This is a genomic window from Sphingobium sp. B2, from assembly GCF_007693735.1.
GTDB classification, from domain to species: domain Bacteria; phylum Pseudomonadota; class Alphaproteobacteria; order Sphingomonadales; family Sphingomonadaceae; genus Sphingobium; species Sphingobium xenophagum.
The window spans coordinates 1759561-1781722 of record NZ_VDBZ01000001.1 but is presented as its reverse complement, the minus strand read 5'-3'; the positions used below and the strand labels follow the sequence as shown (position 1 = coordinate 1781722).

Here is a 22162-nt window from a genome sequence, read left to right as displayed (position 1 = left end):
CGTGACTGTATCCGCTCGATCGCGCCCGTCAAAGCCCGGCTTGGTCCAGCAATTCCTGTCCGAACCCGGCCGCGGCAAAGGTGGTGGGCAAGGGAGCGGTCGCCTCCGCCGCTGGCTTGTCGCCGCGCGGGATGCTGAGAAAGCGGCTGTGGAGCAGCATCGGCACGCCGCCTGTTCCATAAACCGGATCGCCCACGATGCCAAAGCCCAGGCCATGGAGCGCGTGGACGCGGATCTGATGCGTGCGCCCGGTCTGCGGCGTGAAGGCGATGAGCGCGCGGCCGTCCTTTTCAGCAACCTTGCGCCAGTGGGTGACGGCGACCTTGCCTGCCTTGGCCGGGATCATGCGCCAGCCTTCGCTCGCGCTGCTGATCTTCGACAGCGATAATTCGATCGTGCCGCCTTCTTCCGCAGGGATGCCGTCAACGACCGCGACATAGCGTTTGGCGACAGTCCCGGCCTCGAACGCGCCGGCGAAGCGCTTATGTGCCTTGGGATTGCGGGCAAGCAGCAGGCAGCCGCTGGTGTCGCGGTCCAGCCTGTGAACGGGCAGCGGCCAGCGGGCAAAGCCGAAGGTCAGCGATTGCAGATGGTTTTCGAGCGCGATGGACCCGTCGCGCGGCGCATCGACCGGCAGGCCCGCTGGCTTGTCTAGAATGATGGCCTCGCCATCGATGAAGAGGACATGGTCGGTAAGCAGGGCCAAGGAAAGGGTCCGATCGGGAAACAGGGCTGGGGCGCATTGACGCGCGCGTCCCGTCCTATAGGGCGTGGAGGCTATGGAGCATAGGGGGGAGAATGGCGGCGGCCACATGGCCGCCGGGGATCGGCTCGATTGGGTCGATGTCGCGCGCGGCATTGGCATTGTCGCGGTCGTTGTCGGCCATGTCTGGACGCGCGGACCGTTGCGCGATGCGCTCTACAGTTTTCATATGCCGCTTTTCTTCCTGCTGTCCGGCATGCTGTCGCGGCCACAGCCGGTCGGCGCTTTCGCCCGCCGCCAACTGGCCGCGCAGATGCGGCCCTACGCCATTTTCCTGACGCTGCTGATCGTCGCGGATCAGATTATCGAGCCGCTAAAGGGTGGTCGCCCGATCTTTCACCAATGGCCCGGCGATCTGTTGCCGATCCTGCTGGGCGGCTCCTGGCTGCGCGGGCCTTATACAATCTTCTGGTTCATTCCCTGCCTGATGGTCGCCCGCATCCTGTTCAACGTCGCGTTGACGCGCTGGCCCGATGCACTGGACCGGCGCTGGACGATGCTGCTGATCCCGATGACGGGTATGGCCTATGGGCTGGGCTGGGCGACGCAAGCGTCGCCGCTGGGACTGCTCAGCGTCCCGATGGCGCTTGTGTTGCTCTGGATCGGCGCGGCATGGGCGCGAGTGGGCTGGCGCAACGGCTTGATTGCGCCGCTGGCCATGCTGTCGATCGCGGGCCTGGCGGGCTGGTTCCCGACGCTGAACATGAAGATCGCCGATTATGGCTGGCCGCTGCTGTCGATCGGGTCGGCAATTGCCACATCACTGCTGATCGTCGCTATCGCCCGCCCGGTCGCGCCCTATGCCGCACCGCTGGCATCGCTGGGCCGCGCGTCGCTGGTGATCATGTATCTGCATGTGGCGTTCATCCATTATCTCTCGCCCTATCTGGGCAAGCCATGGCTGACGGCGATAGCATTGCTGGTGCCGTTTGCGATGTTCTGGCTGATCCGCCGATCGCCGCGCGCGACCCGGCTGCTGCTTTAGCGGTCAGACGTCCTGCGCGATCCGCCCATAGAGGTCGGGCCGCCGGTCGCGAAAGAAGCCCATGCCCGCCCGATGCGTCCGCGCCTGCGCCAGGTCGAGCGTCGCGACGAGCGCGCCCATATCCCTGGCGTCGGCTTCGGCAGCGAAATCGCCCCATTGGTCTGTGATGAAGCTGTGGCCGTAAAAGCTCTGGCCATCCTCTTCGCCAATGCGGTTGGCGGCGATCACGGGCATGCAGTTGGATACGGCATGGCCGATCATCGCCCGCCGCCACATCCGGCTGGTGTCGAGGTCCGCATCATAGGGTTCGGAGCCGATCGCGGTCGGGTAGAACAGCATTTCCGCGCCCATCAGCGCCATGATCCGCGCGCATTCGGGATACCATTGGTCCCAGCAGATGCCGACGCCGATCGTGCCATATCTGGTCGGCCAGACCTTGAAGCCGCTATTGCCGGGGCGGAAATAATATTTCTCCTCATAACCCGGCCCGTCGGGAATATGGCTCTTGCGATAGACGCCCATGATGTCGCCCTGATCGTCGATCATAGCGAGCGAATTATAATGATGCTGCCCGTCGCGCTCGAAAAAGCTGGTCGGGATATAGACGCCCAGATCCTTGGCCAGCTTGCGCATTTCCTGCACGGCGGGATGCTCGTCCACCGGCTGCGCTCTTGCGAACAGCGCCTCATCCTCGACGCGGCAGAAATAGGGGCCTTCGAACAGTTCTGGCGGCAAGATGATCTTCGCCCCGCGCGCGGCGGCCTTGGCCACATGGGTCGCCACCCGGTCGATATTCTCGCTCATATCGTCTGTGAAGGCGAGTTGGAGCGCGGCAACGGTAACTTTGGTCATGCTGTTCGTTTCTCCGTTCGCCCTGAGCCTGTCGAATGGCTCCATCGAGCGATTGCGAGGTGCCTTCGCTTGCGCTCGGGCGCGGGCTTCGACGTCGCTCGGCCCGAACGGTTGAGGTTAGATACTCGGCATTTGCTGGCTGCAACAATGAAAGCTGCCGCCGCCTGACAATATGGCATCGCTGCGCAGCCCGACAATATCCCGACCTGGAAAGAAGGGGCGCAGAGCATCGAGAGCGGCCTGATCATTGGGCTGGCCATAGATGGGCACGATGACGGCTGCGTTGCCGATATAGAAATTCATGTAGCTGGCGGGGATCGCTTCTCCATCCACGATCACCAGTCCCGGCGACGGGATGTCCACGACCTCTATGCCATGGGCCTTTGCCCGCGCGCGTGCATCGGCGTAGATCGCCGCATTGGGATCATCATCGGTCGTTGCGATCGGCAGCGCCAGCAGGCCATCGCCGACGAAGCGGGCCAGATTGTCGACATGGCCGTCGGTATGATCGTTCAGCAACCCGTCGCCCAGCCACAGCATGTCGGAGAGGCCAAGGCTTCCGGCAAGCAGAGTCTCGATCTTGCCGCGATCCAGATCCGGGTTGCGATTGGGGTTCAGCAGGCATTGCTCCGTCGTCACGAACAGACCGCTGCCATCGGTATCCACCGCGCCCCCTTCGAATATCCAGTTCTGGGTCGAAGTCGGCAGGCCGGTCGTGGCCGCCAGCCGCGCGCCAATATCCTCGTCACCGGGCATCTGATATTTGCCGCCCCAGCCATTGAATCCGAAATCGACGAGCGCCCGCGCCTTGCCGTTCAGCACCGCGATGGGCGCAGTGTCGCGCAGCCAGACGTCGCCCAGCCTGTGCTCGATGATCGTGACGCCCGGCGCGACCAATGCCCGCGCGGCCTCCGCATCCGCTGCATTGGCTGCGACCAGCCGAACCTCTTCCCCCTTGCCCTCGGCATGGAGTGCGCTGGCAAAGGCGGCGATTTGCGTCCGCGCGCCTTCGAAAGCGCCGGGCCATTCGGCCGGGTTGGTCGGAAAGCCGATCCAGGTCCAGTCGTGCGGCGCCCATTCGGCGGGCATACGGAATGTCATGATATGGTCCTTGCTCGGCAGCGGCGCCGATCCGTGATAGCGGGCGTTATGCGCGCTCCATAGCGTGCCGGATCGGGTCTGGACAGAGGGCGAAAGCCGTGAAGAGAAGAGTTTCGATGGTTGCCGCCGCCCTTTTGCTGGCATTGTCCGCAACAGCGCGTGCGGGCGAATTGCCCGACTGGCTGACGGGCGAATGGCTGCAAGTGCGGGACGATCGCTGGACCGAGGAGGTGTGGACACTCCCGCGCGGGGGCGTGATGATCGGCGTGGGGCGGACCGGGCGTGGTGGCGTGCTGCGATCCTGGGAAGTCATGCGGATCGTGCGGGCGGCTGACGGATCGCTCGCCTTCCACGGCGCACCGGAAGGGGGAGCAGCGACGATATTCCCGGCCATTGCAGAAGGCGTGCGGGACATCAGCTTCGCCAATCCCGACCATGATTATCCGCAACGCATCCGCTATTGGCCGGAAGGGCGGCTGTTGATGGCCGAAACGGCGAAAATGGATGGCAGCCAGACACAAAGCTGGACATATGCGCCGATGGGCGAGTGAATGACCAACCGCCGCTCGCTTCGAGCATCGTCGAGAAGCCGCCTACACAATGGCTGCGTTTCTCGACTTCGCTCGAAACGAACGGAGGCGGGACGGCTTACTTCCCCGCCCGGTCCTTGTCCCGAATGGAACGGAATTCGTCGCCCTCCACCCAATTGGGCCAGTCGCTGCCGGTCGCCAGATCCCGCCCGACATTATAATAGAGTTTCAGGTCGGCCAGCACCCCGGTCCAGTCCCAATTGGGATCATATTCGTCCTTGGGCCCATGATAGCGGTTCTTGGTATAATCCTCCGCTGCGGCGTTACCTGCCGCCGTGCCGCCGTTGACCAGATCCTCGCCCCCCTCGAAATAGAGCATCGGCAGTCCGTGCTTGGCAAAGCTGAAATGGTCGGAGCGGTAATAATAGCCCTTCTCCGGCGTCGGCTCCAGCGTCGCGACGCGTCCCTGTGCGCTAAGCGCCCGGTCCAGATAGGCGTCGAGCTGCGACTTGCCCTTGCCGATCACCACGACATTTTTGGCGAGCCCCGCGACCGAGAGGGCGTCCATATTCACGCCGCCCACGGTCTGTGCGAAGGGGAACACCGGGTTGCTGCCATAATAGGCCGATCCAAGCAGCCCCGATTCCTCTGCCGTTACCGCCAGAAACACCTGGCTGCGATCGGTCGGCCCGGCCTTCACATTGGCTTCCGCCAAGGCCACCAGCGCCGCCGTGCCGGTCGCATTGTCGACGGCGCCGTTGCAGATGTCGTCGCCGTCCGGCGCCGCCTGGCAATGGCCCAGATGGTCCCAATGGGCGCTGTAAAGCACATATTCGTCGGGTCGCGTCTTGCCGGGCAGCAGCGCCACGACATTTTTGGACATATGTTTGCGCAGGTCATTGTCGAACGACACCGACGCCTTGACCGCGCCCAGCGGCACGGCCTTGAAGCCCGGCTTCCTGGCCGCTGCCATCTGCGCATCAAGGTCCATCCCCGCGCTGGCGAACAGAGCCTTCGCCTTGTCCTTCTGGATCCAGCCGATTGCGGCGGAAAGGCCGGCATTGCCGTCCGCACTGTCGGCGACATGCTGCGCGCCGGTCCAGCTCGATTGCACCACATTCCAGCCATAGGCGGCAGGCACCGTGTCATGCACGATGATCGCGGCGGCCGCGCCCTGCCGCGCCGCTTCCTCATATTTATAGGTCCAGCGGCCATAATAGGTCATCGCCCGGCCATTGAACGGCCCGGTCAGTCCCGACGTTTCATAATCGGGATCATTGACCAGGATGATGACCGTCTTGCCCTTCACATCCACGCCGGCATAGTCGTTCCACCCCTTTTCAGGGGCGTTGATGCCATAGCCGACAAACACGACCGGGCTGTCCTTGACCGCGATTTTCGGCTGCGTGGTGCGATAGGTGCCGATCACCATTTCCGGGCCATAGGTCGCGCTGACCGGGGTCTTGCCGCCGGTGAAGCTGAGTGGCGACACATTTTTCGCGGTAATCTCGACCAGCGGGACATCCTGAAACCAGCTGCCCTTGTTGCCGGGTTTCAGGCCCAGCTTGCCGAATTCGGCCGCGAGCAGGGCCAGAGTCTTTTCCTCGCCAGCCGAACCGGGCGCGCGGCCTTCATAGGCGTCGGACGAAAGCTCCTGCACCAGCCGTTTCATCGTGTCGATCGACGGTTCGACCGCAGCCGGAGTCGTCGCCGATGCCGAAGCGGGCGGCGTGTCGGCTCCGTCGCTGGAACAAGCGGCGAGCGGGAGGGCGAGGGCGGCCGCAAGGGCCAGCAGCGACGTTCGCATCAGGGCATATCCCCTATCTGAGAGTTGTTATTGTACGATTGTAATGCCCCGTGATGCCATTGTGAGAGAGCAAGGGCAAGCAAGGCAGTTGCGCGCGACATCCGGTCCTGGCGCACGGCGATCGGTGATGTTGTCGATGCCGGACGCTGGCTGGTCGCGCAGGGCATTGCCGATCCCGCCAGACTGACGATCGCTGGCTGGTCCTATGGGGGCTATGCGGCGTTACAGGCGCAGGTGATCGATCCTGATCTCTTCAAAGCTGTCGTCGCGATTGCCCCCGTTACCGATTTTGGCGATCGGCTGCGGCGTGCCCAGTTTGACAGCAGCTATCTGGTGCAGCAGCAGCGCATGGGCACGGGAACGGAAGCCGAGGAAGCGTCCCCCTCCAGCCACGCCGCGCAGTTCCGCGCGCCGGTGCTGATGTTCCATGGCACCGCCGACGGCAATGTCGACATCACCCAGGCGAAGATCATGCAGGGCAAGCTGGAAGGGGCGGGCAAGCGCAGCCGTCTCGTCATTTATGACGGGCTTGCACATGGCCTGAACGACAGTGATGCCCGCGCCGATATGCTGCAACAGAGCGCTGACTTCCTGCTCGCCGCCGGGAAATAGGCGATGGAAAAGGAGGCTGGCGCACAGTCCTTACGCACCAGCCTCCGCGGCTTGCCTTCACCCTGGTACGACCCGGAGGCTCGGCAGCTGCAACTTACAGACGATGTGATCGGCCGATAACCGTCAGCCGTGCAGTTTGATCGCGGTTTCCGCGATCCGGCGGCCCTGATAGCGCGCGCCGTCCAGTTCCTCTTCGGACGGCTGGCGGCTGCCGTCGCTGTCGGCCAGCGTCGTCGCGCCGTAGGGCGATCCGCCGCGCACCTTGTCCACGCCGATCTGGCCCTGGAAGCCATAGTCCAGACCCACGATGGTCATGCCGAAATGCAGCAGGTTGGTGATAATCGAAAACAGCGTGGTTTCCTGTCCGCCATGCTGGCTGGCGGTCGAGGTGAACGCCCCGCCTACCTTGCCATTGAGCGCGCCGCGCGCCCACAGCCCGCCGGCCTGGTCCAGGAAGGCCGCCATCTGGCTGGATATGCGGCCAAAACGGGTGCCGGTGCCGACGACGATCGCGTCATAGCCCGCCAGCTCTTCCACGCTCGCGACGGGGGCGTCCTGATCCAGTTTGAAATGCGCGTTCTTGGCGACTTCGAGCGGCGCGGTTTCGGGTACGCGCTTGATGTCGACCTGCGCGCCCGTGGCGGCAGCGCCTTCGGCGACTGCCTTGGCCATCGTTTCGACATGCCCGTAGGAGGAATAATAGAGAACCAGAACCTTAGCCATGATGTGCTCCTTGGTTGAAGGGAAAAGGGGGTGCCGCCCGCGCAAGGGGAGGGGGAGAATGCGCGGGCGGCGGCCAGCCCGTCCGGGGGAAGGACGCGCCGGAAAGCCTAGATGCTGTCGACCAGGACGATTTCGGCATCCTCGATCGCGGTGATGGTGATGGGCGCGCCACCAATGATCGCCGCGCCATCGCGTGCTTCGAACGTCTCGCCATCGATAGTGATCCGTCCCGTCGCGGGCACCAGATAGAGATGGCGTCCTTCCGCGCTGTCATAGGTCACGCTCTCACCCGCACGGATGGTGCCGCCCAGCAGGCGCGCGTCGGCGCGGATACGCAGGGCTTCGGCGTCCTCGTCATAGCCGCTGGCCAGCACGACCAGCTTGCCCGACCGCTCACCACGCGGAAACGGCTTGGCGCCCCAGCTTGGGCTGCCGCCGCGTGCGCGCGGGATGACCCAGATCTGGAACAGGGTGGTCGTTACGTCCTCCAGATTATATTCGGCGTGCCGGATGCCGGTGCCGGCCGACATGACCTGAACATCGCCCGCTTGCGTGCGGCCCTGATTGCCCAAGCTGTCCTTGTGCGTGATCGCGCCGGTGCGGACATAGGTGATGATTTCCATGTCGGCATGGGGGTGGGGCGGAAAGCCCGAACGCGGGCCGATCTCGTCATCATTCCATACCCGGATCGCACCCCAGTGCATGCGGTCATCGTCATGATAATCGGCGAATGAAAAATGGTGGCGGGCATTCAGCCAGCCATGATCGGCATGACCCAGCGACGCGAAGGGGCGGCGCTCGATACGGTTTGCGGTATGCGTATTCATATCCTTGCCTTTCCAAATATCGACCGGACTTCCGGCTTGCTTTCCGCCAATCTAGTGATCAGGATCGTTTCCGAAACACGCAGCATCGAAACGGATTGTTTCCCCATGCGACTACCTGATTTTGAGGCCTGGGCGATGTTCGCCGCCGTGGTCGAACATCGCAGCTTCACCGACGCGGCGAGGGCGCTGAGCGTGTCGAAAGCCACCGTGTCCAAGGCCGTGACCCGGCTGGAAGAGCATCTTGATACCAGCCTGTTCAACCGCACCAGCCGCCGTCTGGCGCTGACTGAAAGCGGCAAGAGGCTGGCCGACCATGCCCATCGCATATTGGCCGAAGGGCAGGCGGCGGAGGAAGCCGCGCGCGAGGAAACCGCCGACCTGTCGGGTGTCGTCCGGCTTGGCGCGCCGATGAGCTTTGGCCTGTTGCGCATCGCCCCGCTGATCGCTCGCTTCACGCAGGAACATCCGCTGGTCGATATCGACCTGCATCTGTCCGACGCGCATATCGACCTTATCGAAATGGGACTGGATGCGACCATCCGCATCGCCGACATGCCCGACAGTTCGCTCCGCGCCCGCCGTCTGGCCGACGTGGATATTCATGTCGTCGCGTCACCCGCCTATCTGGCGGCGCGGGGACGGCCCATGCATCCGTCCGATCTGAGCGGTCATGACTGCTTCTGCTATTCCAACGTCACCACGCCGGACGTGTGGCGCTTTGCCGGACCGGGGCAACAAAATGTGGTGGTGCAGGTCCGATCGCGCCTCACCGTCAATAGCGGTGACGCGATGTTGCCGGCCCTGCGCGCCGGCGTGGGCATCGCCCGACTGCCCGATTTCATCGTGGGTGAAGCGCTGGCCAGCGGCGAACTGGAGGAGGTGCTGGTCGATTGGCGCGCGCCGCCCTTCGGCCTCCATCTCGTCACGCCGCCGTCGCGATTGCGCCCCGCCCGCGTCGATGCGCTGCTGGATTTCATCACCCGGCACCATGGCTGCTGATGCTCGTTTCGCAGGTGAATCATTCTTGACTCGCGGAGAATCGTTTCGGCCTCAACTCTTTGTAAATAGATTCGTTTTTTGGCGACTCGTGGATTTCTGCGGGTTAGCGAAAAATTAACCTTTGTCCTTCAGAAGTTTTTTGGTTAATGAATTGGAGTAGATGCCGTTCTGGTGGGGTGAACGGACCTGCGACGCAAAGGGGCTTCACATGCGCGTGCTGCTGATTGAGGATGAACCGACCACCGCCAAGGCGATTGAGCTGATGCTCACGACCGAAGGTTTCAATGTCTATACAACCGATCTGGGCGAGGAAGGTCTCGATCTCGGCAAGCTGTATGATTACGACATCATCTGCCTGGATCTCAACCTGCCCGACATGCACGGCTATGACGTGCTCAAGAAGCTCCGCGCTGCCAAGGTGCAGACGCCGGTGCTGATCCTGTCGGGTATTGCCGAAATGGACAGCAAGGTCCGCTCCTTCGGCTTTGGCGCCGACGATTATGTGACCAAGCCCTTCCATCGCGAAGAGCTGATCGCTCGTATCCACGCCGTGGTGCGCCGGTCGAAGGGCCATTCGCAATCGGTCATCCGTACCGGCAAGCTGGCGGTCAACCTGGACGCCAAGACGGTGGAAGTGGACGGCAACCGCGTTCACCTGACCGGCAAGGAATATGCCATGCTGGAGCTGCTCTCGCTCCGCAAGGGCACGACCCTGACCAAGGAAATGTTCCTCAACCATCTTTATGGCGGGATGGACGAGCCGGAACTCAAGATCATCGACGTGTTCATCTGCAAGCTGCGCAAGAAACTGGCGCTGGCCTGCAACGGCGACAATTATATCGAAACCGTCTGGGGCCGTGGCTATGTGCTGCGCGATCCGGAAGAGGCGCTGGAAGAACAGGCCAAGGTCGCCTGACGCTTTCGCGCGTCATGCGCCAAACGGGGGGTGTAAAGGCCGGTGATCCGACAGGATCATCGGCCTTTTCCGTTGTGACGGGGCCGGGCGTGCCATAGGAGAATGTCCGCCAAGGATATAATTTCCCAGGAGAGGCCATGACGACCCGCCATCTGATTGATCCAGAAATCGTCCCCGTGCTCGATTTTCTGCCGGATCTGGACCTAAGCCACGATGCGCTGCCGATCATGCGGGCGGGCATGGCTGCGATGGACAGGCCTGGGCCGGTGGCAATTCCCGACATTCGCATGATCCCCGGTCGCGATGGCGCGCCGGATGTGCCGCTTCATATCTTCAATGCCGATCCTGCCGCTCGGCCCCGTCCAGCCATATTGCACATCCATGGCGGTGGCATGGTGATGGGGACGGCTGATGCGGCGAGCCGCTCGATCGGGCCGATGGCAGAGGCCATGGGGTTCGTCGCCGCCTCCGTCGATTATCGACTGGCGCCCGAAACAGCCTTTCCGGGGCCACAGGAGGATTGCTACGCCGCGATCGAGTGGCTGGTCGCACACGCCGATACGCTTGGCATCGATCCGCAGCGCATCGTCGTGTTGGGGGAAAGCGCCGGTGGCGGGCTGGCGGCGGCGCTGGCGCTGATGGTGCGGGACCGGGGCGACATGGCGCTGGCGGGCCAAATCCTGATCTATCCCATGCTGGACCATCGCACCGGCGGAGCGGAATGCCGCTGGCAATCGGCAGGCACCGGCGAATTCATCTGGACACGCGCTTCCAACCAGTTTTGCTGGGACGCATTGCGCGGCGATTATGGCTGCGACGATGCGCGCAAGGGCTGGTTCTCTCCGGCGCTGGCGGATGATCTGGCTGGATTGCCGCCGACCTATGTGGCGGTCGGGGCGCTCGATCTGTTTCTTGACGAGGATCTGGATTTCGTACGGCGTCTGGCCGGGGCAGGGGTGCCGGTGGAATGTCATGTCTATCCGGGCGCGATCCATGCTTTCGACATGGTGGCGACCGCGCGCGTCGCGCAGCAATCGCGCAATGACCTGACCGGCGCAATCCGCCGGATGCTTGCCCTCGATTGATGCAAAATGGGCCGACGATCCGGTCTGGATCGTCGGCCCGGTCAGGCGACGGGGCGGGATATGACGGCTTGGAACTTGGCCGCCATCCCCCTTTCCCCTGCGGGGTCAATCTTCCGCCTGACTTTCAGGAGCGGCGCTGGTCGAACCAGCAGTTTGTCCACCCCCTGAAACCTGGCCGCTGGCGTCGATCGATGCAGCGCCGTTTACAGCGCCGGTTGCGCTGCCAACGGTCGATCCTGTCCGATCACGAACCGCGCCAACGGCCTGTCCAGCCCGGTCCTTGGTTGTACTGACGGCACCGTTCGCCCGATCCCGTACTGCCCCGACGCCATTGGCGGCCCGATCACGCACATTGCCCACGGCGTTACGCGCATCGCTGGTACCCAGCGTGTCGACCGCCAGACTGCCGCCCGCCGATCCGCTGGCCGAACCCGACGCGCTGCCGCTGCGGCTCTTGTCCTGGCGGGTCAGCGAACCGCTGGCATTGCCATCGGCCCGGCCATTGCCCGATCCGTTCGCGCCGACCCGGCCATTGTCGAGGTCGATGCTGCGGTCGAGGCCGATGCCACCGCTGCCCGACCCGCCCAGCGTGCCGCCCAAGCTGCTGCCTACGCCGCCGATCGACCCGCCCAGCAGACCGCCACCGCCGCCACCGCCGCCCAGCAATTGGGCCGATGCGGGAACCGCGGTCAGGGTTGCGATACAGGCCGCCACGATCATGAACTTGCTCTTCATCGCTCATCTCCTTGTTGATTGTCGATGCAATGCAGGGACAACGGGAGGAGACAGGCGTTTAATCCCGCGCTGGCGGAAAAAATCGTAACCGATTAAAAATTAGTCATTATTTCTGCATGTGGCGCAGATGATGCCCTTGCCGAAGCCGCGCGCCTTGCCCTTTGGCGCCTCCGCTTCAGCCAGCAGCGCATTCAGGCTGCCCCGCATCAGCAAGCGTCCGGCAACCAACGGCGCGGCAAAGCTGGTGCCGCGCACCGCGCCCTTGCCACCGTCACTGCGCGCTGCGTTCAGGTCCGCACCCGGTGCGGCAAAATCCACATGGGCGGCGCAGCCCGCTTCGGGCAACAGGCGTCCGCGTCCGTCAATGCCGGTGACGGCGACCACATCCGTATAGGAAGCGGGGTAGGCGGGCGGTGCTGCCGGGCCGTCATTGCCCACCGCTGCGACCACCATGACGCCCTTGTCGCGCGCCAGCCGGATCGCGCCCGCCAATAGCGGATTGTCAGGCCCGACCAGACTGACCGTGACAACCGGCACGCCGCGCGCCGCCATCCATCCCAGCGCGCGCACGATCGCAAAGGCGCCCCCGCCCGCCGGATCATCGCCATAGACGTCCGCGACCAACAAGGGCGCACCAGGAGCTGCGCCGCGCACGCTGCCTGTCCCGCTGATCAGCGAAGCGACCGCCGTGCCATGGGCGCTTGCGCGCGGCGCACCACGCGCGAAGCCACGCTGTTCGACCGGCCCGGTCAGCGCCGGATGGCGCGCGACGCCGCCGTCGATCAGTCCCGCTGCGCCGGGTCCGACCGTACCGCCTCCTGCCAGTATGCCCGCAGCCGCGCCATTGGCCGACCCGCCGGGGAAATAGAGATTGTCGGCGCTGGCCTGCGCCCTGGGCGCGATCCTGCGCACATCCTTCAGCGCCCGCGCCAGATTGCGGCCCTGCGGCACTTGCAACCGCACAATGGTCAGGTCCAGCCCATCCACCGCCTCGTTATCCACGCCAAAACCCGCGGCTTTGAGCGCGTCGAGACTGGCGGCATCCGCGCCGGTCAGCAATATCACTCCCCGCCGCGCCGGTTCGCGCCGGTCGTCCAGTTCGACCCTATCGCCATGCCGCCGCAGCAGATCGCCCACCCGTGTCGCGCGCGCCGACGCCAGCCGATCGGCCAGCCGCGCCGGGGACAGGCGCTCCAGTCCGCTGCCTTCGACCAGCCCGTCGACCCGGTTCAACACATCGGGCACCACCTGACCCACAGGCCCGCTGCCGCCCAGCAGTTGCGCCTGTGCGCCCGGCGCAATCAGCATCAGCCCGGCGATCATCCAGGGGCGGGTCAGTTTCATTGCGTCGTCACCGGTCCTTTCGGGTGCATGATAATCCATCGCACGAATATTTCCGTTTTTTCTTCGACTATGGGATGAAACGACCGGGCAGGGACGTTTCATCCCAGGAACAATGTACGGAGGCCCGATGTCGTTCGAGCATGATTTGCTGGCGATCCTGCCCAGGTTGCGGCGCTTTGCCGCCAGCCTGTCGCGCGATCGTGTCGATGGCGACGACCTGTGCCAGGCTGCGCTGGAGCGGGCGCTCAAGGCGCGCGACCAATGGCAGCCGGGCACGCGCCTCGACAGCTGGATATATCGGATCATGCGCAACCTGTGGATCGACGAAGCCCGCGCGCGGCAGCGGGCGGCCAAGACATTCGCGTCGGAAGAAGCGGGCGAGCATGTCGGTCATGCCGGCGATCATGACATCGAGACGCATATGCACCTGTCGGACGTGGATCGGGCGATGCAGGCGCTGCCGGATGAACAGCGCGAAGCCATCGCGCTCGTGCTGGTGGAGGGCCTGTCCTACAAGGAGGCCGCCGCCGTGCTGGGGGTGCCGATGGGGACGCTGACATCGCGGCTTGTGCGCGGGCGCGGAGCGCTCATTGAACTGATGGGGGAAGCGGCATGACCGATATTGACGAAGCCATGCTGATCGCACTGGTCGATGGCGAGCTGGATGATGTAACCCGCCGCCGCGTCGAACGCGCCATGGCGGAAGACCCTGCACTGGCCGAGCGCGTGGCGATGCACCGCCGCTTGCGGGAGCGGCTGGCGGGCCATTATGCGCCGATCGCGCAGGAACCGCTGCCTGAGGCGATGCGCGCTCTGGTGGAGGATAGCGCCAGGGTCGTGCCTTTGGCGCGCCCTGCACCGCGCTGGCGGGGATGGGTGACGGGCGGCGCGATCGCCGCAAGCCTTGTTCTGGGCCTTGGCCTTGGTCGCCTGAGCGGTGGGGAAGGTGGACCGATCGGCGTGCAGAATGGCGTCATGATCGCGCAGGGCGGGCTGGCGCAGGCGCTCGACACGCAACTGGCCTCGGCACAGAGCGATGGCGAGATCCGCATCGGCCTGACCTTCCAGCGCAAGGGCGGCGGCTGGTGCCGCAGCTTCGACGGGACACTCGCGGGCGTTGCATGTCGTGAGGGCGATGGCTGGCAAGTGCAGCAGGCGCTGCCCGGCGCGGGGCAGGCGCATGGCTATCGTCAGGCGTCGTCAGCGGACGTGCGGGTCATGGCGACGGTCGACGCGCTGATCGAGGGCGCGCCCGTTGACGCGGCGGGGGAGAAGGCCGCGAAAGCGAACGGCTGGCGTTAGGGACCTCCGCCCGTTCGCTCTTCGAGTCGCTATTCCTGATGGCGTATCAGTCCGCCGCCAGCCTAGACATGCTCCACCGCATGGCCCGCACAACATGCGGCCCGGCTGGATTCCACATATTCGGCATCGTGCCACCAGAAATGCTGGTGGGCGTCGGCCAGCATCGGTAGCACCGGGGTCAGCTCGGCCTGCGGCTTTGCGGTGGCGAACGGGGCCATCAGCGTCTCAGGCGTATGCACTACGCCGTTGGCCACCACCTGCCGGACATTGGCGACGGCGCTGACATCCTTCAACGGATCGCCCTCCACCAGGATCAGGTCCGCCAACATGCCGCGTTCGATCCGGCCGATCGGCTCGTTCAGAAATTCACCCGACCAGCGCGTCGTCATCATCAGCGCGTCGAGCGGAGACACGCCATATTTCACCATGCCCCGCAGGTTGAGGTGCAGGCTGATCGCGGTCAGATCAATCGGTGCGTCGGTGCCGGACAGGGGGTGCCATCCCGCCGCCAGCATCTGCTTGATCTGCGCCACCTGCCGTTCCAGCGACGCCAGCATCACCGCGCCACCTTCGCCCGACATGGCCTTGACCCGTCCGGTCAGCTTGGCGAACTCCCAGTCGGGATAGAGGGTGGTGATCCGGGGATCGCGCGTGAAGCTGTCGTCCAGCCCCAGCAGCGCAGTCGCAGCGAACAATGTCGGCGTCCGCCCGGCCCTGGCGGCAGAGAACAGATCATTGACGTCATGATAGCCACCGCCCAGCGCCGTGACGGTGCGCGAATAGCCGTAGCGGTTAGTCGCGCCGATATGCTCCATGCAGTCCATGCCGCTGTGAAGCGCGGGGTAATGATAATGGGATGACAAGGGCATCCCCATCCGGTGCGATGCGTCGACCACTTCCTTCTGCGTGTCGTGGCGCAGGCGGACATAGGTTTTGACCATGTCATAATCGAGCAGGCGCGCCCGCTCCAGTTCCAGCGTCATCTGCCCCGGCTCGGTCACTGGCCGCATGAAATTGTAGAAGATGCGCCCGCCATCGATTGCTTCGCCCGTGGCGTAATGGCGCGCGGCGATCCGCTTGCCGCTCTGGATCGACTCGCGGTCCTCGACCATGTGATAGGCCGGACAGCCCGGTGATCGCGTCGCGGTGATACCCATGGCGAGCCAAAGACGCCCCATCCGGTCGCCATAGCCATAGCCCGCCATCTGCCGGTGGGTGTGCATGTCGATAAGGCCCGGCATCAGCGTCAGGTCCGGCGCGTCGATGAAGCGGGCGTTGGCGTCGGACGGCGCGCCGCCATCATGCGGCGTGACCGCGGTGATGACGTTGCCGTCGATCACCACGTCGACGCCGCTCTTGTAGGCCGGGGACAGCGCGTCCCAGACCTTGCCAGCCCTGATGACGGTGCGACCCGAAGGCTTGGCATTGGCCCATGTCAGGCGGCAAGGCACGGTCTGCGGCTTGCCGCCAGAGACCGGCACCAGCCACAATTTGCCGCCGCTCAGATACAGGAGTGACCGGGAATCGCCGCTCCAGCTTGGCGCATCGGCGAGTTCGGTGCTGACCTGGCGCGGCGCGCCGGTGAAGCTGCCGTCCGGTGCGACGGGCGCGACCCACAGCGTGCTGGCGAACACAAAGGCCATTGCTTTGCCATCGGGCGACCAGACCGGCCCGTCATGGCCGCGCGTGCCGAGCGACTTGCCGTCGAACACCGGGCGATAGGTGCCTTTGCCGGTCGCCAGATCGATCGACAATATCTGGCTTGCTCCTTCGCGATAGCGGCCCGTCACCGGCTTGAAGGCGGCATAGGCGATGGTCTTGCCATCGGGACCGAAACTGGGCCGCCCCGGTTCCCATATCGCATCGAAGCGCTTGCGCACCGTGCCGCTCGCGACTTCGACGGTATGGAGCGCGCCTTCCTGATCCAGAAAGGCGATCAGCTTTCCGTCCTGCGACCAGCTGCCCCAGGCGACCGCCTTGTCGGGGATGTTGGTCAGTTGCCGTTCCTTGCCGGTGCTGACGTCATGCAGCCACAGGTCCAGCGTTCCGCCCCGGTCGCAACTATAGGCGATGGTCCGGCCGTCTGGCGACCAGGCCGGATCGCATTTGTGGAAGGCATCGCCAACGAGGATGCGGGGCGTCCCGCCGACCGGCATCAGATAAAGATCATTGAGCGCGGCAAAGACGATCTGCTTGCCGTCGGGCGACAGCATCGGTGCGGCAATGCCCAGGACGGGTTTTGGCGTCGTGGAGGTGAAATCGCGTGCCTTCTTGCTGTAATCGGGCGTCGTCACCGGAACTTGCGTGGTGAAGGGCACGACCGTCGCCTTACCGGCCTGCCAGCGCCGCAACTTGCCGCCGGAGCCATAGAGGATCTCACCATCCGCCGTGAAAGCGGGGCGGAAGGGGTAGAGATCTTCGCCCGCAACCACATCCTTGCCGTCCACGACCAGCGTTACGGAACCGGGCTGGACGCGCGTATAGGCGATACGGCCGTCCGGCGCGAAGGTCGGGGCCATGATGGCCGACGGATTGAAGCGATCGGGGGACGGAGGCACTGATGCCGCCTCGCTGACCGCGCCGGTCGCGACATCGGCGATAACCAGTTTCGTACCGCCCGCCACATAGGCGATCCGCTGGCCATCGGGCGACCAGCACGGTTCGCTGTCATTGCTCGTTCCGCTGGACAGCGGCGCCACCCGGCCTGACGCCACATCCAGCAGATAGATGGCGTAGCGCCCGTCCGCCCGATCGCTGGAAAAGGCGATGGTCCGTCCATCGGGCGACCAGCGCGGTTCACGATCGTCCAGCAGCCCGTCCGTATGCTGGCGCATGTCACTGCCATCGGCCGCGACCGACCAGATGTGGAAATTGCCGCTGCGATAGGATTGGAACGCAATGCGCTTGCCATCGGGCGACCAGTCGGGCTGGGCCAGATCGTCAAAATCGCCGGTCAGCCGTTGCAGCGGTCCGCCCGCGACCGGCATCGTCCACAAGATGCCGAGCAGGTCGAAGGCGATCCGGCTACCATCGGGCGACAAGGAGAGTGCGACATTGGTGGCGTCCTCTACACGCACCATCGTCTCCTTGCCTGCCCCCGGCGCGCCTTCCGATTGCGCGACCGACGCAACGCTGCCCGCCGCCAGCAAGCCGATCCCGCCCGCCGCAATCGCCTCGCGCCGGCTCACGCCCGGTTCGTTCTTCATGCCTAGAACTCCAGATTCAGGCGGCCATAATAAAAGCCCCCGCTAATGCCATAGGGGGCATAGCTGTTGTAGAGAAAGCCGACGAATTGGTTTACCGGCTTCAACTTGTTGGGATAGGTATTCAGCAGATTGTTCGCGCCAACCGAAAGCTTGATCCCCTTGGTCAATTTATACCCGATCTCCAGATCGACGATGACCTTGGGCTTCAATTCTTCGTCCACAAAGTCGCGGAAGCAGACAGGGCTCACGACATTGACTGCGCACGCGGTAAAGTCGGCCGTGTGAAAGGCGGTGGCATTCGCGCGCTGCGTGATCTTGCCAAAGCGCGTGGCACGCAGGTTCATGTTGAAATCATCCTTTTCCCAAAGGATGTTGGCGATGAACTTGTTGCGCGGCGTGCCCTCGGTCAGGTCGCCCTGCTTGGTTCGGCCGATCAGCGCCAGGCCGGATGCGGCAATCGGTCCGGGGACAGGATCGATATGGGTGAAAATGGTCTTGTTGAAATTGGCCGACAGGCTGATCGTTGCCAGGCCCATGTCACCGAGCCCCGCCCGATAGGTGCCGACAATGTCCAGGCCGCGCGTCCGCGTGTCGGCGGCGTTGGAGAAGATCAGGCCACCGGCGATCCCGTAAATGCCGGCCGCTTCCAGTGCATTGATGACTACCGGGCCGCTCAGCGTTTCGCTCAGCAATATGCGGTCCTTGATCTTTATCTGATAGGCATCGACCGTAATGTTCAGGTTCGGCGCGGGCGTCAGCACGATGCCCGCAGAGAAGTTGACGGACTTTTCAGGCTTGAGTGGCACCGCGCCCAAAGCCTTGGCCGCCGCACCCTCGACCGGCAATGCCTGCACCGGCAACAGGACGCTGACGCCGTTCTGGATCACGCCGATGGTGGAGGATGACGCGTAATGCTGCTGTTGCAGGGTGGGTGCGCGAAAGCCGGTGCTGGCCGTGCCACGGATGGCGAAGCCGCGCATCGGTTCGATGCGCAGTGACGCCTTGCCGGTGTCGGTGGTGCCAAAGTCGGTATAATCCTCGTGCCGCCCGGCGAGGCCGAATTCCAGCCCTTCGACGATCGTGCCTTCCAGGTTGAGATAGGCGCTCCAGTTGCTGCGGCTCCAGCTTCCCGTGCCTTCGGGAACGAAACCCGTCACGCCCTGCGCGCCGACGCCGGTACGTTGCCGACCTGCGAGCCAGGCACCCGGCGGCGACACATATTTGCCGTCGATATAGGATTCCGGATCGCCAGCGCCGATCATGAACTTGTTTTTCTTATATTCCGCCCCGACCGCGACAGACAGCGGCCCGGCCAGGCCGACATCCAGTTCCTTGCTGAAATCCAGATTGTTGGTCCATTCGTCGAACCGGATCTTGCCCAGATAAAAGTTCGTCGGACTTGCCGTGCCCATGGACGGGTTGAGCGACGTCGTCTGCTTATACTTCACCTCATTCTGCGAATAGGTGGAACTCAGGTCGAAATGCACGCCGCCGCCGATTTCCCCGCGCACGCCCAGCGCATATTGGAAATCCTCGTCATAGACATGGATGCGCGGGATATAGCCTTCGGGATAGATTTCGATGATATTGTTGAGCGCGGCGGGCGTGCGGTAGGTCAGCCAGCCTGCGGCATGGCGCTTGGAATAGGTGCCAAAGCTGTAGGCTTCCACGCTGCCACCGATCGGCAGCATGGCGTCATAGCTGACATTGCCGCCGATGACTTCGGGCTGGCCGGCCTTGCCGCGGTAGCGGTCGAGGGCAGGATTGTCGTTCCGCGGATCGCCGGTGGGATAATAGGTGCCGGCGATCGGCGAGCCCTTCACGATCGTCCCGGCCTGTAGAACGCCATCCGCCGCAAGGTGAATATAGCCGCCGTCCGGGCCGATCGCGAAGCCATTGTCCAACTGCCAACGGCCCTGTTCGCCGCCATTGTCCATCGTGGTGCCCAGCGTCAGCGCCGCACCCCCGGCCGTATCGTTTTTCAGGATGATGTTGACCACACCGGCAATGGCGTCAGAACCATATTGCGCCGATGCGCCATCGCGCAGCACCTCGATCCGCTGGATCGCATTGCCGGGGATCAGGTCCAGGTCCGGCGGCGACTGGCCATTCTGCACTGACCCGTTGATGAACAATGTCGCCGAATTATGCCGCCTTTTGCCGTTCACCAGTACCAGCAACTGGTCCCCGCCAAGGCCGCGCAGCGACAGGGTACGCACCGCCCAACTGGCGCCTGCACCATTGTTCGACACGTTGATGGACGGAACCAGCGTGCCCAGCAGGTCGCGGACCGACTGTTTGCCGCTCGCTTCCAGATCCTTGGTGCCCAGAACGTCGATCGGCGCTAGGCTGTCAGCGACAGTGCGGTTGGTCGCGCGCGTCCCGGTGACGATGATCGGCGTTGAATCCTCGATCGGTTCGGGGGCGGGGGCGAGCGCGGCCGGGGCGACGCTGCCCGCTGTGCCAGCCTGCGCGAACTGGAGCGAGAGCGGACTGCGCCGCGCCGCGCTGCGATTGGCCGGGGCGGCCAGCGCGATCACGCCCGCGCCCGCCTGTTCCATTTTCAGGTCAGTGCCCGCCAGCAGACGCCCCAGCGCCTCCTGCGTCGACAGCCAGCCCTGGATACGGCGACTGCGGATCGCGGCCACCTCGTCATAGGGGAACAGGATACGCACGCCCGATTGCGTGGAAAGCTGGCGCAGCGCGCTGCTGAGCGGCTGGACATGAATGTCGAACTTGTGACGCTGAGTGAGCGCCAAGTCCTGTTTTGCAGCTGCGAAGGCTTGAGATGAAGGCACGAGGCAAGACGCCAGGCAAAGCCCGGTTAACGCATGAATAGCACGCATGATCTGTTCCCCTGGATGGCAGCATCTGGGCCGCTCTGCCCTTTAGAAACGAAGCAAAGGTAGCAATCCGCTATGGATTTTCCTGGCCGCGAATCGGCGCCCGACTTTCAACAGTTTGTGGCTGCCGCCGCTGCATCATCAACATGCTGCGCCGCAGAAGATAAAGAGTGAACGCCGTCAGTCGTTGGTCTGGAGAAACCAGCGGTCGGTGCCCTGCAGGCCGATCGCCGTCAGCCGCCCCGAATAATAGGCGCCCGTGTCGATGCCGATCCGGTTGGGGTGAAGATCGACATCGTCAGTGATACTATGGCCATGCACGACCATCTTGGGATGCGCGCCTTCATGATCCAGAAATTCGCGTCTTATCCAACGCAGGTCGGCCCCGTTCTGCGCGTCGATCGCCACACCCGGCCGGATACCGGCATGAACGAACAGATAATCGTCCATTTCGACCTGATCGGGCAGGGCGTCGAGAAAATCGACATGCTCACGCGGAACATTGTTCAGCATCCACGCCACGACCTCTTCATCGGTCATGACGCCGAACAATAATGGGTCAAGCCCGTAACTGGCCAGAGTCGCCGCACCCTCCATCCGGCGGAAAACAGGTACCGCCCGGACTTCGCCTCGCGCCGCTAGGACGAAAATCTCCTCATGATTGCCTTTCAGGCAGCGCACGTCGCCGCCTGATGCGACCATGGCCATCACCCGGTCGATCACCTGCCGGGATGATGGGCCGCGATCGACCAGATCGCCCAGCAGGATGATGTGCGGGGGCATCGCGCCGCGTTGGGCATCATCCTGTGCGATCAATATCAGCAACGCGTCGAGCAGGCTGGCGCGGCCATGCACATCGCCAATCGCGTAAACGCGTCGGTCGCCTATGCTCGGCGGGGGCAATGCTTCAGTCGGCGTTCCGCGTGCCAGCCATGTCCGCAACCATTTCATGAGCCATAGTCTGGCACGTCGTCACAGGCGCGGCAACGTCACGCCCTGCTGCCCCATATATTTACCTGCCCGGTCGGCATAGCTGACCTCGCACGGTTCATTGCCCTTCAGGAACAGGAACTGGCATGCGCCTTCATTGGCGTAGATCTTGGCGGGCAGGGGCGTCGTGTTGGAAAATTCCAGCGTCACATGCCCCTCCCAGCCCGGTTCCAGCGGGGTGACGTTGACGATGATGCCGCAGCGGGCATAGGTCGATTTGCCCAGGCAAATCACCAGCACGTCGCGCGGTACGCGGAAATATTCGACCGTGCGGGCCAGCGCGAAGCTGTTGGGCGGGATGATGCAGCAGTCGGTCTTGCGATCGACGAAGCTGTTGGTGTCGAAATTCTTCGGATCGACGATGGTGCTGTCGATATTGGTGAAAATCTTGAACTCGTCCGCCACCCGCGCGTCATAGCCATAGGAGGACAGGCCATAGCTGATGCAATTGTCGCGCCGCTGGCTTTCCACGAACGGCTCGATCATGGCGTTGCTCAGTGCCTGTTCGCGAATCCATTTATCCGACAATATCGACATGGGCA

The 22162-nt window shown here is 63.9% G+C and carries 19 protein-coding genes and 1 pseudogene; 8 read left to right on the top strand and 12 right to left on the bottom strand.

Features of this window, described 5'->3' with window-relative positions:
* Positions 1 to 28 precede the first annotated feature (28 nt).
* Complete coding sequence (locus FE851_RS08590; RefSeq protein WP_145201655.1) at positions 29 to 706, bottom strand: RluA family pseudouridine synthase; 678 nt, start codon at positions 704 to 706, stop codon at positions 29 to 31.
* A gap of 73 nt (positions 707 to 779) precedes the next feature.
* On the opposite strand from FE851_RS08590, the gene FE851_RS08585 reads away from it, so the two are divergent.
* On the top strand, positions 780 to 1748 hold the full coding sequence (locus FE851_RS08585) for an acyltransferase family protein (RefSeq protein ID WP_186378783.1): 969 nt from the start codon (positions 780 to 782) through the stop codon (positions 1746 to 1748).
* A 3-nt stretch (positions 1749 to 1751) separates the two neighbouring features.
* Here the strand turns inward: FE851_RS08585 and aguB are convergent, their stop codons facing one another.
* Together aguB and FE851_RS08575 are read right to left on the bottom strand one after the other, a co-directional pair.
* Complete coding sequence (gene aguB, locus FE851_RS08580; protein ID WP_019053233.1) at positions 1752 to 2600, bottom strand: N-carbamoylputrescine amidase; 849 nt, start codon at positions 2598 to 2600, stop codon at positions 1752 to 1754.
* Between the two features lie 117 nt (positions 2601 to 2717).
* Positions 2718 to 3701 carry an agmatine deiminase family protein gene (locus FE851_RS08575; RefSeq protein ID WP_145201649.1) on the bottom strand — a complete coding sequence of 328 codons (984 nt, stop codon included), beginning with the start codon at positions 3699 to 3701 and terminating at the stop codon, positions 2718 to 2720.
* A gap of 116 nt (positions 3702 to 3817) precedes the next feature.
* On the opposite strand from FE851_RS08575, the gene FE851_RS08570 reads away from it, so the two are divergent.
* Complete coding sequence (locus FE851_RS08570) at positions 3818 to 4252, top strand: DUF6265 family protein (RefSeq protein WP_145204250.1); 435 nt, start codon at positions 3818 to 3820, stop codon at positions 4250 to 4252.
* 97 nt (positions 4253 to 4349) lie between these two features.
* Here the strand turns inward: FE851_RS08570 and FE851_RS08565 are convergent, their stop codons facing one another.
* The gene (locus tag FE851_RS08565; protein ID WP_145201646.1) at positions 4350 to 6038 is read right to left on the bottom strand and encodes a M28 family peptidase; all 1689 of its coding nucleotides are present in this window, start codon (positions 6036 to 6038) and stop codon (positions 4350 to 4352) included.
* A gap of 102 nt (positions 6039 to 6140) precedes the next feature.
* On the opposite strand from FE851_RS08565, the pseudogene FE851_RS08560 reads away from it, so the two are divergent.
* Positions 6141 to 6650 (top strand): annotated as a pseudogene (locus FE851_RS08560) (alpha/beta hydrolase family protein); the annotation flags it as partial.
* Between the two features lie 123 nt (positions 6651 to 6773).
* On the opposite strand, the gene wrbA reads toward FE851_RS08560, so the two are convergent.
* The gene (wrbA, locus tag FE851_RS08555; RefSeq protein ID WP_145201643.1) at positions 6774 to 7373 is read right to left on the bottom strand and encodes an NAD(P)H:quinone oxidoreductase; all 600 of its coding nucleotides are present in this window, start codon (positions 7371 to 7373) and stop codon (positions 6774 to 6776) included.
* 107 nt (positions 7374 to 7480) lie between these two features.
* Positions 7481 to 8200, bottom strand: a complete 720-nt coding sequence (locus FE851_RS08550) for a pirin family protein (RefSeq protein ID WP_019053238.1) — start codon at positions 8198 to 8200, stop codon at positions 7481 to 7483.
* A 105-nt stretch (positions 8201 to 8305) separates the two neighbouring features.
* Between FE851_RS08550 and FE851_RS08545 the strand changes: the two genes are divergently transcribed.
* The 3 genes from FE851_RS08545 (at position 8306) to FE851_RS08535 (ending at position 11200) form a co-directional block, all read left to right on the top strand.
* On the top strand, positions 8306 to 9199 hold the full coding sequence (locus FE851_RS08545; protein ID WP_107123756.1) for a LysR family transcriptional regulator: 894 nt from the start codon (positions 8306 to 8308) through the stop codon (positions 9197 to 9199).
* A gap of 208 nt (positions 9200 to 9407) precedes the next feature.
* Positions 9408 to 10115, top strand: coding sequence for a response regulator transcription factor CtrA (gene ctrA, locus FE851_RS08540; protein ID WP_017182525.1), 708 nt, complete (start codon positions 9408 to 9410; stop codon positions 10113 to 10115).
* Between the two features lie 137 nt (positions 10116 to 10252).
* Complete coding sequence (locus FE851_RS08535; RefSeq protein ID WP_145201640.1) at positions 10253 to 11200, top strand: alpha/beta hydrolase; 948 nt, start codon at positions 10253 to 10255, stop codon at positions 11198 to 11200.
* A gap of 105 nt (positions 11201 to 11305) precedes the next feature.
* Here the strand turns inward: FE851_RS08535 and FE851_RS08530 are convergent, their stop codons facing one another.
* Positions 11306 to 11935 (bottom strand): hypothetical protein, encoded by a 630-nt coding sequence (locus FE851_RS08530; RefSeq protein WP_145201637.1) that lies wholly within the window; start codon positions 11933 to 11935, stop codon positions 11306 to 11308.
* A 99-nt stretch (positions 11936 to 12034) separates the two neighbouring features.
* Positions 12035 to 13318, bottom strand: a complete 1284-nt coding sequence (locus tag FE851_RS08525; RefSeq protein WP_145201634.1) for a S8 family serine peptidase — start codon at positions 13316 to 13318, stop codon at positions 12035 to 12037.
* Between the two features lie 88 nt (positions 13319 to 13406).
* Between FE851_RS08525 and FE851_RS08520 the strand changes: the two genes are divergently transcribed.
* Complete coding sequence (locus FE851_RS08520; RefSeq protein ID WP_145201631.1) at positions 13407 to 13895, top strand: RNA polymerase sigma factor; 489 nt, start codon at positions 13407 to 13409, stop codon at positions 13893 to 13895.
* Positions 13892 to 14581, top strand: coding sequence for an anti-sigma factor family protein (locus tag FE851_RS08515; RefSeq protein ID WP_145201628.1), 690 nt, complete (start codon positions 13892 to 13894; stop codon positions 14579 to 14581). Before FE851_RS08520 ends, FE851_RS08515 begins: the two co-directional genes overlap by 4 nt.
* Positions 14582 to 14643: 62 nt before the next feature.
* Here FE851_RS08515 and FE851_RS08510 read toward each other — a convergent pair whose 3' ends face one another.
* The 4 genes from FE851_RS08510 to dcd all read right to left on the bottom strand — a co-directional run bounded on the left by FE851_RS08510 (position 14644) and on the right by dcd (position 22157).
* Positions 14644 to 17787: an amidohydrolase family protein gene (locus FE851_RS08510; RefSeq protein ID WP_145201625.1), complete on the bottom strand. Its 3144-nt coding sequence runs from the start codon at positions 17785 to 17787 to the stop codon at positions 14644 to 14646.
* A gap of 2 nt (positions 17788 to 17789) precedes the next feature.
* Complete coding sequence (locus tag FE851_RS08505) at positions 17790 to 20546, bottom strand: TonB-dependent receptor (RefSeq protein ID WP_145201622.1); 2757 nt, start codon at positions 20544 to 20546, stop codon at positions 17790 to 17792.
* Between the two features lie 264 nt (positions 20547 to 20810).
* The gene (locus FE851_RS08500) at positions 20811 to 21581 is read right to left on the bottom strand and encodes a metallophosphoesterase (RefSeq protein ID WP_145201619.1); all 771 of its coding nucleotides are present in this window, start codon (positions 21579 to 21581) and stop codon (positions 20811 to 20813) included.
* A 21-nt stretch (positions 21582 to 21602) separates the two neighbouring features.
* Positions 21603 to 22157, bottom strand: a complete 555-nt coding sequence (gene dcd, locus FE851_RS08495; protein WP_017182516.1) for a dCTP deaminase — start codon at positions 22155 to 22157, stop codon at positions 21603 to 21605.
* Between the last annotated feature and the right edge of the window lie 5 nt (positions 22158 to 22162).